14 protein-coding genes are annotated in these 13,180 nt (G+C 69.9%); 6 read left to right on the top strand and 8 right to left on the bottom strand.

The features are described 5' to 3' along the window. The first annotated feature begins 176 nt into the window (after positions 1–176). From KFLA_RS08490 to KFLA_RS08480, 3 genes are read left to right on the top strand one after another with little or no spacing between them, the layout of a single operon-like run. The gene (locus KFLA_RS08490) at positions 177–1,307 is read left to right on the top strand and encodes a permease (protein WP_012919371.1); all 1,131 of its coding nucleotides are present in this window, start codon (positions 177–179) and stop codon (positions 1,305–1,307) included. Then, positions 1,304–2,026, top strand: coding sequence for a TIGR03943 family putative permease subunit (locus KFLA_RS08485; protein WP_148256579.1), 723 nt, complete (start codon positions 1,304–1,306; stop codon positions 2,024–2,026). The genes KFLA_RS08490 and KFLA_RS08485 overlap by 4 nt, the downstream gene beginning before the upstream one ends. Continuing rightward, positions 2,023–2,580 carry an NADAR family protein gene (locus tag KFLA_RS08480; protein ID WP_012919369.1) on the top strand — a complete coding sequence of 186 codons (558 nt, stop codon included), beginning with the start codon at positions 2,023–2,025 and terminating at the stop codon, positions 2,578–2,580. The genes KFLA_RS08485 and KFLA_RS08480 overlap by 4 nt, the downstream gene beginning before the upstream one ends. A gap of 4 nt (positions 2,581–2,584) precedes the next feature. On the opposite strand, the gene KFLA_RS08475 is transcribed toward KFLA_RS08480, so the two are convergent. Together KFLA_RS08475 and KFLA_RS08470 are read right to left on the bottom strand one after the other, a co-directional pair. Continuing rightward, positions 2,585–3,670 (bottom strand): serpin family protein, encoded by a 1,086-nt coding sequence (locus KFLA_RS08475; protein ID WP_041289212.1) that lies wholly within the window; start codon positions 3,668–3,670, stop codon positions 2,585–2,587. Next, positions 3,643–4,548 carry an EamA family transporter gene (locus KFLA_RS08470; RefSeq protein WP_012919367.1) on the bottom strand — a complete coding sequence of 302 codons (906 nt, stop codon included), beginning with the start codon at positions 4,546–4,548 and terminating at the stop codon, positions 3,643–3,645. The genes KFLA_RS08475 and KFLA_RS08470 overlap by 28 nt, the downstream gene beginning before the upstream one ends. A 72-nt stretch (positions 4,549–4,620) precedes the next feature. Here KFLA_RS08470 and KFLA_RS08465 point away from each other — a divergent pair, with 72 nt between their 5' ends. The 3 genes from KFLA_RS08465 to KFLA_RS08455 all read left to right on the top strand — a co-directional run bounded on the left by KFLA_RS08465 (position 4,621) and on the right by KFLA_RS08455 (position 8,883). Continuing rightward, entirely contained in the window at positions 4,621–5,529 is a 909-nt protein-coding gene (locus KFLA_RS08465) for a LysR family transcriptional regulator (RefSeq protein ID WP_012919366.1), read from the top strand. Between the two features lie 184 nt (positions 5,530–5,713). Beyond that, positions 5,714–6,832 (top strand): glycoside hydrolase family 5 protein, encoded by a 1,119-nt coding sequence (locus KFLA_RS08460; RefSeq protein ID WP_012919365.1) that lies wholly within the window; start codon positions 5,714–5,716, stop codon positions 6,830–6,832. 449 nt (positions 6,833–7,281) lie between these two features. Then, positions 7,282–8,883, top strand: a complete 1,602-nt coding sequence (locus KFLA_RS08455; RefSeq protein WP_041289211.1) for an alpha/beta hydrolase — start codon at positions 7,282–7,284, stop codon at positions 8,881–8,883. An 86-nt stretch (positions 8,884–8,969) separates the two neighbouring features. On the opposite strand, the gene KFLA_RS08450 is transcribed toward KFLA_RS08455, so the two are convergent. From KFLA_RS08450 to KFLA_RS08425, 6 genes are all read right to left on the bottom strand, one after another. Then, positions 8,970–9,752 (bottom strand): pentapeptide repeat-containing protein, encoded by a 783-nt coding sequence (locus tag KFLA_RS08450; RefSeq protein ID WP_012919363.1) that lies wholly within the window; start codon positions 9,750–9,752, stop codon positions 8,970–8,972. A 1-nt stretch (position 9,753) separates the two neighbouring features. Beyond that, a complete protein-coding gene (gene prfB / locus KFLA_RS08445; RefSeq protein ID WP_012919362.1) occupies positions 9,754–10,875 on the bottom strand; it encodes a peptide chain release factor 2 in 1,122 nt (373 codons plus the stop codon). 116 nt (positions 10,876–10,991) lie between these two features. After that, a complete protein-coding gene (locus tag KFLA_RS08440) occupies positions 10,992–11,786 on the bottom strand; it encodes an SDR family NAD(P)-dependent oxidoreductase (protein ID WP_012919361.1) in 795 nt (264 codons plus the stop codon). A gap of 30 nt (positions 11,787–11,816) precedes the next feature. Beyond that, positions 11,817–12,308 (bottom strand): pilus assembly protein TadG-related protein, encoded by a 492-nt coding sequence (locus KFLA_RS08435; RefSeq protein ID WP_237706752.1) that lies wholly within the window; start codon positions 12,306–12,308, stop codon positions 11,817–11,819. Beyond that, positions 12,305–12,778 carry a hypothetical protein gene (locus KFLA_RS08430; protein WP_012919359.1) on the bottom strand — a complete coding sequence of 158 codons (474 nt, stop codon included), beginning with the start codon at positions 12,776–12,778 and terminating at the stop codon, positions 12,305–12,307. The genes KFLA_RS08435 and KFLA_RS08430 overlap by 4 nt, the downstream gene beginning before the upstream one ends. Then, positions 12,775–13,152, bottom strand: a complete 378-nt coding sequence (locus KFLA_RS08425; protein WP_012919358.1) for a TadE family protein — start codon at positions 13,150–13,152, stop codon at positions 12,775–12,777. The genes KFLA_RS08430 and KFLA_RS08425 overlap by 4 nt, the downstream gene beginning before the upstream one ends. Between the last annotated feature and the right edge of the window lie 28 nt (positions 13,153–13,180).

Below are 13,180 nucleotides of genomic sequence, written 5' to 3'. Positions count from 1 at the left end.
TGCCATGGGGGTCGAGCCGTCAACAGGAACCGCACGAGCACCGAACCTGCACCGGCGACGCACTCACCCCAGGCAAGCCTCCGCAGGGCGACTATTCGGCGGCATGACGCTGATTTTCATTACTGGCCACCCTGGGTAGTCGATCCCACGCACCCCGCTGTGTCAGTATGCCGCCCATGAGCACGCCTGCCGACTCCGCCGAGGCGCCGGATTCTCCCGTCGCGACAGGCGATACCGCGCCCCCGGTCGGCCCGCCGCCGGCCACCTCCGACGCACCCTCCAACCAGCCCGCCGGCGACTCCGGCGAGCCCCCGCACGGCGACGCGCACGGCGAGGAGCAGAAGGAGCCGGCCGCGTCCTCGATCGCGTTCACCGCGACCTTGATCGTGCTGGTCGGCCTCGCGCTGTTCGGGCGCCGGCTCTTCGCCGGGCTGTTCACCGACGACGGTGTCCGGACCTGGGCGACCATGTTCGTCGGCGTGACGGTCCAGGCGCTGCCGTTCCTGGTGCTCGGCGTGCTGCTGTCCGCCGCACTGACCGCGTTCGTGCCGGCCTCCTTCTTCGCCAAGGCGCTGCCGAAGCACCCGGCCCTCGCCGTACCGGTGGCCAGTGCGTCGGGCGTGATCCTGCCGGGCTGCGAATGCGCCTCCGTGCCGGTGTCGGCCGCGCTGATGGCCCGCGGCGTCACGCCCGCCGCGGCGATCGCGTTCCTGCTCTCGGCGCCCGCGATCAACCCGGTCGTGCTGGCCTCCACCGCCGTGGCCTTTCCCGGTCAGCCGAAGGTCGTGATCGCGCGGGCGGTGACCTCGCTCGGGGTGTCGATGCTGATCGGCTGGCTCTGGCTGCTGACCGGCAAGGGCGGTTCCTGGCTGCGGATGCCGAAGAGCCGGCACGCGGAGGGCACCGGCCGGCTCGAGGTCTTCCGGTCGTCGATGCTGCACGACTTCCTGCACGCCGGTGGCTTCCTCGTCGTCGGCGCGGCCGCCGCTGCGACGCTCAACGTGGTGGTCCCGCGCGAGTGGCTCGACACCGTCGCGAGCAACCTGCTGCTCTCGGTCGTCGTGCTCGGCCTGCTGGCGGTGCTGCTGGCGATCTGCTCCGAGGCGGACGCGTTCGTGGCGGCGAGCCTGACCCAGTTCTCGCTCACCGCGCGGCTGGCGTTCATGGTGGTCGGGCCGATCGTGGACGTGAAGCTGATCGCGCTGCAGGCCGGCACGTTCGGCCCGAAGTTCGCCGTCCGGTTCGCGCCGGCCACCTTCCTGGTGGCGATCCTGGCCAGTCTTGTCGTGGGATGGTGGTTGCTGTGAGGCGCAACGTCGCAGGGCTCGTGGTCGTCTTCGTCGGCGCGGCGATCGTCCAGCTGGCGATCTCCGGGACCTACCTGCGGTACGTGAAGCCGGGCATGCGCTGGATGCTGCTGGCGGCCGGAGTGATCCTGATCCTGCTCGCGGTCGCCGACGTCCTGGCCGACACCCGCCGCAAACCGGCAGGTGAGCACGTGGAGCACGCCGACGACGGTCACGGCCACCACGGCCTGCCGCGCGCGGCCTGGTTGCTGCTGATCCCGGTCTTCGCCCTGCTGGTCGTCGACCCGCCGGCCCTCGGCGCCGACGCCGCCCAGCGCCAGTCGCCGGTCGCGGCCAAGCCGGTGGAGCCGAAGGGCAACTCCTGGCTGGCCAAGAGCGCGCAGGGCAACGCCCCGGTGCCGCTGGCGGTCCGCGACTACGCCGTCTGGGCGGTGTGGGAGAAGGAGAGCATGAAGGGCCGCAGCTTCCAGCTCACCGGCTTCGTCACGCCCGGCAAGAACGGCAGCTGGTACGTCTCCCGGATCGGCTTGACCTGCTGCGTCGCCGACGGCACCGCGTTCATGGTCGAGGCGCGCGGCCAGGCCGCCCCACCGAAGAACCAGTGGGTCACGGTGACCGGCGAGTGGGCCGAGCCGACCAAGCGCACCGACGGCGACGTCGCCGCGCTCACCGTGTCCGAGGTGAAGACGGTGACGGCCCCGGCCAACCCGTACGAATGAGCACTGCACGGTCCACCGCCGACCTGCTCGAGGGCCTGGCGAGCACCAAGCGCTACAAGTACGTCTTCTTCTGGGGCGACACCCCGAGCGCCGACGGGCAGGCGGACGCGAGTTGCCTGAGCCAGTGGTACCGGGCGCCGTTCACGGTCGGCGAGGTGCGCTACCCGACGGCCGAGCACTGGATGATGGCGGCCAAGGCGCGGCTGTTCGGGGACCGCGACGCGGAGCGGGACGTGCTCGCTGCAGGACATCCTCAGCAAGCGAAGGCGATCGGGCGCACGGTCCGCGGCTTCGACACCGAGGTGTGGCAGCAGCACCGGTTCGATCTGGTTGTCGAGGGCAACGTGCGGAAGTTCGAGCAGAACCCGGTACTGCGCGACTACCTGCTCGGTACCGGCGAGCGCGTCCTGGTCGAGGCCAGCCCGGTCGACCGGATCTGGGGCATCGGCCTGGCCGCCGACGACGAGCGCGCCGAGCACCCGGACCAGTGGCGAGGCCTCAACCTGCTCGGCTTCGCGCTCATGCAGGTCCGCGACCAGCTCACCACCGATTAGGGCTTCACACCACCTTGTACGCCGACTCGTCGGCCCAGCCGGCGACGAGCGGCGTACCCGTCGGCCGGTGCACCGCGACGAACGCGAACGGCCGGTCCAGGTCCACCCTGAGCCCTCGGGCCCCAGGGATCGGCGCGGACCCGGCCACGGCCGGAATCGCCGTCACCGCGGCCGCCTCGAACCCGGTCGCCGAGAACCGCGCCATCACCGCCTGCTTCGCCTGACTCACAGCCAACGGCATCGAACTCAGCCCCGGGAAGTGCCCCCGCCGCGGGTCCGACGCGGTGACCAGCCCGAACACCTCCGGGCACGCCAGCAGATCGTGCTCGGCATCGACCTCGAAGTACGGCACCGACAAGGTCACCGTCGGTTGCGGATCCATGGTCTCCACCACGGACACCGCCGGGGACGGCAAACCCTCCAGCAACCGGACTGCGTCAGCGCCGCCCTCACCAAGTCCAACCGCCGCAGCGAGAACCTTGTTGCGCGCGACAGCCGGGTCCGCGACGACCAGCCGAACGTCGATGGCGCCGCTCCCCCGCACGGTGACCGCCGTCATCGCGCCGTTTGCCGTGTCGTGGCACCGGACGGTGCTGAGATCCGGATCGACCCGCGACAACCACCACACCGACCGGCCGCCGACTCCTCGCTCCCACGCCTCGAACGGCTGCGCCCAGGTGGTCCGGACAGCCAGCGCGGATGCCAGGACCAGCAGTGTCTCCGCTGTGAGCTGGACCGGCATGCGCTCCAGCAGCCCGTCCGTCTGCTCGACCACCCAACGGTCCAGCGCCTGACGCCCGGTCAGCACACCGCGGAGCTGAGCCGGAATCACCTGGTCCAGCCCCGGCTCCAGCGGAACCTCCGGCCGGGTCCACAGCCCGATGGCTGCCCGCAGCTCCGGCGTACCGGGTAGCAGTCCTGCCCATTGCCCACCCGCGGCCATCAGCTCTGAGCGAGCTGGCTCAACAGCGACAGAGCCGAGTACGGCGAGCAGCGGCGCGGCCCCGTAGCCGGAGAGCACCGTGCTGCCGTCACCGGGCAGTGCTTCGGTCCAGCGGGTGGTCAGGCGGCTGACTTGCTGAGCATCCACTCGACCGAGTCTGCCTCGGTACGGGGTCGGCGGCGGATCACCGTACAGGCCATGCCGCCGATGATCAGCAGCGCCGCGATGCCCTGCTGCAGCCCGACGGCTTCACCGCGCAGCAGCCAGGCCGCGCCCATCCCGACCACCGGGACCAGCAGCGAGAACGGCGCGACCGTGCTGGCGTCGTACACGCGCAGCAGGAAGCCCCAGACACCGAACCCGAACAGCGTCGCCACGAAGGCCAGGAATGCCAGTGCGCCGGCTCCGGTCAGGTCGATTCCCCGCAGCGCCTCCAGATCGGCACGCGGTCCTTCGACCAGCAGCGACAGGCCGCCCAGTGGAAGAACTGCCACGGCACTCACCCAGACCATGAAGCGCAGGGTGTCCTGCGGCTTGGCGTGCCGGGTCACGGTGTTCGAGACGCCCCAGCAGGCACCCGCGGCGATCACCAGCAGCAGCGCACCGAGCGGCGCCGTGAGACCGCGGTCGAGCACGATCAGCAGCAATCCGGCGCAGGCGACGGCAATCCCGGCCAGCTGCGGCCGGCGCGGGCGCTCCCCGAGCAGTAGAACCGCGAAGATCACCGTGAAGATCACTTGGCACTGCAGGACCAGCGAAGCCAGGCCGGCCGGCACACCGCGGTCCATCGCCACGAACACCAGCCCGAACTTGGCCACTCCGAGTGCCAGTCCTACTGCGATCACGTATCGCCACGCGACCGGCGGCCGGCCCAGCACGAAGATCGCCGGCACCGCCGCGAAGAAGAAGCGCAGAGCCGAGAACAGCAGCGGCGGGAAGTCCTCGAGACCCACCTCGATCACGACGAAGTTCACTCCCCAGACCAGGACGACGGTGAGCGCGAGCAGCACGTGACGAGGACGCATGGCCTCAGTCTGGGTGGGCTTACAGTTTAGAACCAGCGCACATTACTACCACTGACAGTGCAGGAGTACTTAATGATGGATCTCGGTCGGTTGCGCGCTCTGCACGCCGTCGCGGTGTACGGCTCGGTCGGCGGCGCGGCGGATGCTCTCGGCTACACGCCCTCTGCGGTCTCTCAGCAGCTGGCCAAGCTGGAGCGGGAAACCCGGACGACCCTGCTGGAGAAGCGCGGCCGGGGCATCGTGCTCACCGACGCCGCCCAGGAACTCGTCGCCACCGCGTCGAAGGTGCTGGAACTCGTCGAGGACGCCGAGCTGCGACTGGAGGAGCACCGCGGCCAGGCGATCGGCGAACTGGTCGTCGCCGCCTTCGCCACGGCGGCCAGAGGACTTCTCCCGGCCGCGCTCCCCGGGCTGATCGACGGCCATCCGGCCCTGGACGTGCGCGTCGTCGAGATGGACCCCTTCGACGCGGTGACGGCGGTGCACCGCGGCGAGATCCACGTGGCGGTCGTGCACGACTGGCACAACACCCCACTCGCGCTGCCGGAGGAACTGTCCCGGCTGAAGCTCGGCACGGATCCCGCGGACATCCTCGTACCGGCCACCCATCGCCTGGCGGGCAAGGAGTTCGTGCGCGCGACCGACCTGGTCGGCGAGCGCTGGATCTGCCAGCCGGCCGGCACGATCTGCCACGACTGGCTGGTCCGGACGATGCGCAAGGCCGGCGTCGAGCCGGAGGTGGCGTACTCGGTCGCGGAGTACCAGACCCAAGTCGCGATGCTTGCCCGAGGCATCGGTATCGGCCTGCTCCCGCGGTTGGGCCGGGGACCACTGCCGCCCGGCGTCGTCGCCGTACCGCTGCAGCCGGCGCCGAGCCGCCGCATCTACGCCCTGTGGCGAACGGCGACCGCCCGACGGCCCGCCGTCGCGGTCACGCTGGCGGCGCTGCAAGCCGCGTGGGCCGAGCGCGACACCGCCTGAGCCGGAGAAGAGTCTGACAACGACAGCCCGACCGGCGAGCACAAGACCGCGGCGTGCCGACACTCTCCGTCACCGATTGACAGCGCGGAGCATCGAGGCTAAGTTCCCGGACAACTATTAGGAAACCTTCCTATCAGGTCCTCACTCCGTCCACCGCCCCCGGCGAAGTAGGAGGCACTCCGGGATGACGCGTACCCGCTGGTCGGCGCTGGCAGTCAGTGTGCTGCTGACCGCCACCGCCCTGGTCACCACGACCGCGACCACCAGTTCCGCCGCCCCCGTCCGCTACGAGTCCGTGAACGCCGCGATCTCCCCAGGCGTCGGCCCGACGGCCGACTCGCTCACCGTCGACACGGTCGCCGCCACCACCCCGGTCGCGATCAACGGCCAGCTCCGGGTCTGCGGCACCAAGCTGTGCAACCAGTACGGCAAGCCGATCCAGCTGCGCGGAATGAGCACGCACGGCCTGCAGTGGTACAGCCACTGCGTCAAGACCGCCTCGCTCGATGCCCTGGCCAACGACTGGAAAGCCGACATCCTGCGCATCTCGATGTACGTTCAGGAGGGCGGTTACCAGACCGACCCGCGGCGGTTCACCGACCTGGTGCACCACTACATCGAGGAGGCCACCCGGCGCGGCCTCTACGCGCTGGTCGACTGGCACCAGCTCGACCCGGGTGACCCGAACGCCAACCTGGCGCTGGCCAAGACGTTCTTCACCGAGATCGCCGATCGGCACAAGTTCAAGACCAACATCATCTACGACATCGCCAACGAGCCGAACAACGTCTCCTGGGCCGGCATCAAGTCGTACGCCGAGCAGATGATCCCGGTGATCCGCGCCAAGGACCCCGACAGCGTGGTCTTCGTCGGCACCCACGGCTGGGCCTCGCTCGGCATCTCGGACGGGCGGACCGAGGCCGACATCGTCAACAACCCGATCAACGCGACGAACTTCATGTACACCTTCCACTTCTACGCCGCGTCGCACCAGGACGAGTACTTCAACGCCCTGGCCCGAGCCGCGGACCGGATCCCGCTGTTCGTCACCGAGTTCGGCACCCAGACCTACACCGGTGACGGCGGCAACGACTTCACCTCCGCGCAGAAGTACCTCGACTTCCTGGCCAGCAAGAAGATCGGCTGGACCAACTGGAACTTCTCCGACGACTTCCGCTCCGGCGCCGTCTTCATCCAAGGCACCTGCGCCGGGAACTCGTTCACCGGCACCAGCGTGCTGAAGCCCGCCGGCGTCTGGGTCCGCGACCGGATCCGCACCCCGGACGACTTCCCGACCAGCTGAGCCGTCCCGGGCCGGCCTCCGCCCCCAGGGCCGGCCCGGGCCTCATCGCGACGGCAACCTCTCGTCTAACCGCGCAGCTTTCTAGCTGCCCCCGGCCGGGACCTCCTCGCGCCGAAGTCCCGGCGTACGGCGCCGGCCGCTCGCGGCACGCGAGCGGATCGCGAAGGACGTCATCGTCCCGGCCGAGCCGCCGTTGACACGTCACCCACCGGCGAGCCTCTGTGCCTCGCCGCCCCAACGGATGCCATCGAGGACTTGAGCACCTCGCCACCTTCGGCACCCGCGCTGGGAGTGGCTGACACGGCGGCGGCACTACGTCGCCCCTGACGTGGGCTGGGACGGGGATTTGACCGTGCCCTAGCGGCACGGTCTGGAGTGGGCTCGTGGACGAACGAGAGAGAGGACCGAAAATGCGTTGTCGACGAGTCGCTCGTGCGGGGCTGGCATTGGTGGTCACTGCTGGTCTCGGCGGGACGTTGATCACCGCCGCGCCGGCGATCGCTGAAGAGACCAGAATTCCCCATGCCGCTGCCGAGCCGGTGAAGCCGGCCTGGGGCAAGTGTCCGACCGGTGTGGCGCCAGGGGCTCCGCAGTTGCAGTGCGCGAAGGTGCCGGTGCCGCTGGACTACTCCAAGCCCGACGGCCGGAAGATCGAAATCTTGATCTCCCGGCTGGCCAGCCCGAAGCCGGCCGGCCGGCGAGGTGTTCTGCTGCTCAACCCGGGCGGCCCGGGCGGATCAGGTGTGGCACAGCCCGCTGAACTGGTCGCGTTGGGACTACCGGCGACCGTCTCCGCGGCGTACGACCTGATCGGCATGGACCCGCGCGGCGTTGGCCACTCGTCACCCGTGAGCTGCGGCTTCCGGGCCGACGACGAGTACGCCGCCAACATCCCGCCGTACGCCGAGAACTCGGCCGCCGTCGTCAGGCAGGCCAAGATCGTCCAGCGGGTGGCCGCTCAATGCGCCGCCAACGACAAGCAGGGGTTGCTGCCGCATATTTCGACGGCCAACACCGCCCGCGACATGGACCAGATCCGGATCGCGCTCGGCGAGCAGAAGATCAGCTTCTTCGGAGCCTCCTACGGTTCGGCGCTGGGCTCGGCCTATGCCTCGATGTTCCGCGAGCGGACCGACCGGATCGTGCTGGACAGCAACCCCGGCACCACCTCCCTGGATCGTGCCGCCGTGCGGCGATTCGGGCCGGGCATGGAGCAGCGGTTCCCCGACTTCGCGAAGTTCGCGGCTGCGCGCCACGCCGGCTACGGTCTCGGCCGGACCCCGGCCGAGGTGCGAAGGAACTTCTTCGCCCTCGCCGAACAACTGGATCGCAAGCCCGTCGACGGAATCGACGGTGCGACCTTCCGGCTCTACGTGTTCGCCGGGTTGTACGGCGATTCGAGGTTCCCGCTGACGGCCCAGATCTGGCAGTCGCTGGCCGGCTCCGACGACGCGGCCGTCCAGCGCCAGCGGGCGGACGGCCGGATGCCGGCTGTCCGCGCCTTGCCTGGGTTGAGCGCCGGCCCAGGCACCGCAGGCGCGGCACCGTCGCCGTACGACAATGCCTTCTCCTCGTTCCTTGCGGTCACCTGCAACGACACAGCCTGGCCCACGGACGTCGCGACCTACCAGCGAGATGTCGCCAGGGATCGCAAGCGCTTCCCGATGTTCGGTGCCGCCGGCGCGAACATCAGTCCCTGCGCCTACTGGCCTCGGCCGGCCGAACCGCCCGTGCGGATCACGAAGGACGGACCGGCCAACGTCCTGATCCTGCAGAACCTGCGTGACCCCGCCACCCCGCATCTCGGCGGAGTGCTGCTGCGCAAGGCGTTCGGGCACCGGGCCCGGCTGGTGAGCGTCGACGCGGGTGAACACGGCGTCTACGTGTACGACGACAACCCGTGCGCGCTCAACCTGACCACCACCTATCTGGTCGACGGAACCCTGCCCAGGCGGGACACGTTCTGCTCGGCATCGACGCTGTCGGGGCTGAACCTCGACGCGGCGGCCCAGCGGACACGCGCCGCCGTACTCGACCGGCTGGATCGCTGAGCCAGTAGCGACACGAACGGGTACACGCGCGACGGCAAGTGCCGTGTCGAGTGCCGCGCAGTAGACGGGGAATTGGGAGACACGCCCTACTGCCAGTGCGTGGGGCGGAGCAGGCTCGCGGGGATGCGGGTGGAGCTGTCTCCCTGCGCCGCGTTGACCTGGGACTGGGTGACGAAGAGCGCCCCGGTGAGATCAGCACCCCGGAGGTCGCAGTCGCGCAGATCGGCGCCGATCAGATCCGCCAGGCGGAGATCGGCGCCGGCCAGGTCCGCGGCGATCAGGTAGGCCCCGCGCAGGTTGGCGCGGCTGAGATCGGCCTTGCCGAGGCGAGCGCCGACGAGATCGGCGCCGCGGCGTTCCTTCTTCTTGCTCTGCTTGCCGCGGACGAGCTCACTGGTCCTGACGAGCAGCTCGTTGACGCTGGAGCGCTCCTTGGCCAGGTCAACGTCCAGCACCGGCTGCAGAGTGAGGCCCTCGACGTGGCGAAGGCTCTGCCGGAGCTCAGCGCGGATCGGCGCGGTCTCCGGCCGCTGCTCGGCATCCGTCAGGTACCAGAGCAGCTCGTGCAGCTGCCGCATGATCGGCAGCGCCGCGAACATCTCCTGCCCGGGCTGCTCGCGCCAGCTCACGCCGGCCAGCTTCGACAGCTTCTGCCCGGCGCCGAAGCAGTCGTACACCGTGCAGCCTGGGAACCCGGCGCCGCGCAACTTCTGGTGGATGCCGCAGCGGTAGTCGTCCTGGAGATTGACGCACGGCTCACCGGCCGCCTTGTCGATCGCGAAATCGGCCGACCGCGCGAAGGTCAGCGCGACGCAGCAGAGCCCGAAGCAGTTGCCGCAGTCCGCGCGCAGCGTCTCCGGGACCGGCACGTCAGTTCTGGTCGGCGACCGTCTGGCCGGTCCGGCGCCAGCGGATACCGGCCTCGACGAAGTCGTCGATCTCGCCGTCGAACACCCCGGAGGTGTTGCCCGACTCGTACTGCGTGCGCAGGTCCTTCACCATCTGGTACGGGTGCAGCACGTAGGACCGCATCTGGTCACCCCACGAGCCCTGCACGTCACCGCGCAGCGCGTCGATCTGGGCCCGCTCCTCGGCCTTCTTCAGCGCGAGCAGCTTGGCCTTGAGAATGACCATCGCGCTGGCCTTGTTCTGCAGCTGGGACTTCTCGTTCTGGCAGGAGACGACGGTGCCGGTCGGCAGGTGGGTGATCCGGACCGCGGAGTCGGTGGTGTTGACGCTCTGACCACCCGGGCCGGACGAGCGGTACACGTCGATCCGCAGCTCCTCCTCGGGCACGTCGATCTCGTCGGTCTGCTCCAGCACCGGGACGACCTCGACCGCGGCGAACGAGGTCTGCCGGCGGCCCTGGTTGTCGAACGGGGAGATCCGGACCAGCCGGTGGGTGCCCGACTCGACGCTGAGCGTGCCGTAGGCGTACGGCGCCTTGACGCCGAAGGTGGTCGACTTGAGCCCCGCCTCCTCGGCGTACGACGTGTCGTAGACCTCGGTCGGGTAGCCGTGCCGCTCGGCCCAGCGCAGGTACATCCGCTGCAGCATCTCGGCGAAGTCGGCGGCGTCGACACCACCCGCGCCGGAGCGGATCGTCACCAGGGCCTCGCGCTCGTCGTACTCGCCGGACAGCAGCGTGCGGACCTCGAGGGACTGGATCGACTTGGCCAGCGCCGCGATCTCCTTCTCCGACTCGGCCAGGCTGTCCGCGTCGTTCTCCTCGCGGGACAGCTCGATCATCACGCCGAGGTCGTCGATCCGGCTGCGCAGGTTGGTCACCCGCTCCACGTCGGCCTGCAGGCTGGACAGCCGCGACGTCACCTTCTGCGCGTTCGCCTGGTCGTCCCACAGGTCGGGAGCGGCGACCTGCTCCCCGAGGTCGGCGATCTCCCGGCGCAGCGCGTCCAGATCGAGCACCTTCTCGATCGAGGTCAACGTCGCGTCGAGCTGCTTGAGCTCCGCGTCAAAATCCAGTCCAGCCACAACCAAGCAGCGTACCCGCTCCGCGTGCCGCACCGGAATCCACCGGTGCCGGTATCCGCCGGTCAGCTCGCGGCAGGCCTGCGGCCAACTGACGAGGTAACCGCTCTCCAGGTCGTCTACGGCAAGATCGAGTCGACGTACCCGCCATCGACCCGCACCGCCCCACCAGTCGTCGCCGACGCCTGCTCCGAGCTCAGATAGACCACCATGTTCCCGATCTCCGTCGGCTCGATCAGCCGCTGGATCAACGAGTACGGCCGGTGCTCCCGCATGAACTGCCGCTGCGCCTCGTCCCAGGGCAGCTCCTCGCCGACCAGCTCGCCCACGAACTCCTCCACCCCCGGCGTGTGCGTCGGCCCCGCCATCACCGAGTTCACCGTCACTCCGGTCCCCGCCGCCGCCTTCGCGAACCCCCGCGTCACCGCCAGCAGCGCCGTCTTCGTGACCCCGTAGTGCACCATCTCCAGCGGCGTCACCACCGCCGAGTCGCTCGCGATGTTCATCACCCGCCCGAACCCGCGCTCCGTCATGCCCGGGAGGTACATCCGGATCAGCCGCACCGCCGACAGCACGTTCACCTCGAAGTACCGGCGCCACTCGTCGTCCTCGATCTCCAGCACCGGCTTGGCGCCGAAGATGCCGAGGTTGTTGACCAGGATGTCCAGCTCCCCGGCACGTTCCCGCAGCGCCTCGGCCCCGTCCGCGGACGCCAGATCCGCCGCCACCGGCAGCAACTCGGCCGAGGGCACCTCCCGGGCGATCGCCTCCGCGGCCCGTTCGGTCCTGTCCTGGTCCCGTCCGTTCACCACCACACTCGCTCCCGCCCGAGCCAGCTCGGTGGCGATCGCCTGCCCGATGCCCTGGCTGGATCCGGAAACCAGCGCCCGTCGTCCCGTCAGATCGATCCGCATGGACCCATCGTGCCCCACTCGGCCGGCAGTTCAGCGGATGGGAACGACGGCGGACGCGGTGGAGGCGATGCCGGCCGATCCCTGCCACCCGGGCGGCTGGAACGGTAGGTCGACGGTCGACGTCAGCTCGACCGTGACCGTGGTACCGGTGACCTCGGCCGACCAGTCCAGCCCGTCGAAACGGTTGCTAGCGGCCACCGTGTCCAGGTACTCCGCGGCCAGCCGCCGAGCCTGCTCGACGTCCAGCTCCGCAGTGCTGCCGGCACTGGTCTGGCCGTAGATCGCCGCCAACCCGTTGGCTGCGGCAAGCACCGCTCCATCGGCGGTCGCATCCAGGTCACGCCGCACCAGGAACACCTTCGAGATGTCGGTGACCACGGCAATCATCAGCAGCACGATCGCGGTGAAGCCGATGATCAGCACCGTCATCTGCCCGCGCTCGTCCCGCCGCCGCATCGCCGGCACGCGGCGTCGCGTTGTCGATCCGGTGATCGCACCGGCTCTCGGCGTACGGCGACTCATGGCGTGCCCTTGGCTTCGCGGTAGTCGCCGTACGGCTCGGTGTGCGAGGCGGAGACCTGGACGGCGGGACGCGAACCGCCGAGCGCCTCGGGGATGAAGGGCAGCGGCACCTGGTAGTCGAGCTCGACGGTGACCGTGGAGCCTGGCTCCAGACAAGCCGGCGTACAGGAGATGGTCAGGTCGCCGGACTGCAGCTCGAGACCTTGGTCCTTCATCGCCAGCCGCGCCGCCTCGAACGCCCGCGCCCGCGCGTCGTCCTCGGTCAGCCCCGACGGCACGATCACGAACGCCCGCCCGGCCGCCCGCGTCGCCGCCGTCGCGCCGTACGAGGCGCGCTGGACGTCGAATACCCCGAGCATCACGTAGATCAACGGCACCAGCAGCAGCAACGCCAGCCAGGAGAACTCCACCACCGCACTACCCTGCTCGTCCCGGACCTGCTTGCGCGCGCAGGCTTCCCGGCGGCTCATTCGCCGGTCTCCTTGATGGCGTGCCCCTCGACGGAGAAGTCGATGCCCGGCCCCCACAAACCGAGCGCGGGCATGTGCGCGGAGATCGCCACCCGGACGACCGGCTGCCCGTCGAGGTCGACCTCTTCCGCGGTGACCGACTCGATCAGCTCGTCCCGGACGACGCCGTCGACGAGCTGCCGGGTCCGGTCGGCGCCGTCGGCGGTGTCGCGGTTGAGCACAGCCGCGTAGTGCGCTCCCTCGGACGCCGCCGCGGTCATCGTGTTCCGGAGGTAGAGGAACAGCCCCACCTGCAGAATGCCCAGGAACAACGGCACCACAACAACCGACACCAGCACGAAGTCCACCACCGCCGCGCCCCGCTCACCCCGCACCCGCCCGCGCCCGGCGAGGCGCAGCCGG

It is taken from the genome of Kribbella flavida DSM 17836, from assembly GCF_000024345.1.
Lineage (GTDB): Bacteria > Actinomycetota > Actinomycetes > Propionibacteriales > Kribbellaceae > Kribbella > Kribbella flavida.
The sequence above is the reverse complement of the archived record's forward strand: the minus strand, read 5'-3'. Positions and strand labels throughout refer to the sequence as shown.

Excerpts from the sequence above, each read along its gene's own strand:
- KFLA_RS08490 (WP_012919371.1), top strand. The coding sequence starts at position 177 with ATGAGCACGCCTGCCGACTCCGCCGAGGCGCCGGATTCTCCCGTCGCG.
- KFLA_RS08480 (WP_012919369.1), top strand. The coding sequence starts at position 2,023 with ATGAGCACTGCACGGTCCACCGCCGACCTGCTCGAGGGCCTGGCGAGC.
- KFLA_RS08470 (WP_012919367.1), bottom strand. The coding sequence starts at position 4,548 with ATGCGTCCTCGTCACGTGCTGCTCGCGCTCACCGTCGTCCTGGTCTGG.
- KFLA_RS08465 (WP_012919366.1), top strand. The coding sequence starts at position 4,621 with ATGATGGATCTCGGTCGGTTGCGCGCTCTGCACGCCGTCGCGGTGTAC.
- KFLA_RS08460 (WP_012919365.1), top strand. The coding sequence starts at position 5,714 with ATGACGCGTACCCGCTGGTCGGCGCTGGCAGTCAGTGTGCTGCTGACC.
- KFLA_RS08440 (WP_012919361.1), bottom strand. The coding sequence starts at position 11,786 with ATGCGGATCGATCTGACGGGACGACGGGCGCTGGTTTCCGGATCCAGC.
- KFLA_RS08435 (WP_237706752.1), bottom strand. The coding sequence starts at position 12,308 with ATGAGTCGCCGTACGCCGAGAGCCGGTGCGATCACCGGATCGACAACG.
- KFLA_RS08430 (WP_012919359.1), bottom strand. The coding sequence starts at position 12,778 with ATGAGCCGCCGGGAAGCCTGCGCGCGCAAGCAGGTCCGGGACGAGCAG.